The following is a 465-nucleotide window of genomic DNA, read 5'->3' on the forward strand; positions in this document are numbered from 1 at the left end:
GTTTCGCCCATATGAATTTCGTAGCCCTGGAACGGCGTACCAAGCGCAGTGCCATTCACCCGCTCCAATGTCTTGCGCCCGGCAAGAACGGTATCGACCTTCAACAGGCCCAGCCCGGGCACGCGGCCGGACGAACCTTCGACCCCGTGTGGATCGCTGATCGTGTCGCCCAGCATTTGATACCCGCCGCACAGGCCCAGCACATGGCCACCGCGCCGGTAGTGCGCCAGAATATCGATGTCCCATCCTTCGGCGCGTAGGAACGCAAGGTCGGCGATGGTCGCCTTCGACCCGGCCAACACCACCATAGCGGCTTCCGCCGGGATTGGCTGTCCGGGCGCGATCATCCGCACCTCCACATCCGGCTCCAGTTTCAGCGGATCGAGATCGTCGAAATTGGCGATACGCGGCGTGATCGGGCAAGCGATGACGATTCGCTGTTGTTCGCTGACGACCGGGCGTTCG

The 465-nt window shown here is 63.0% G+C and carries 1 pseudogene; it reads right to left on the reverse strand.

The annotated features are described in order from the left end of the window. Window positions 1–465 (reverse strand): annotated as a pseudogene (locus AACY45_RS28425) (cobyric acid synthase); the annotation flags it as partial.

This window comes from Pseudomonas sp. RA_35y_Pfl2_P32, assembly GCF_963970735.1.
Taxonomy (GTDB): Bacteria; Pseudomonadota; Gammaproteobacteria; order Pseudomonadales; family Pseudomonadaceae; genus Aquipseudomonas.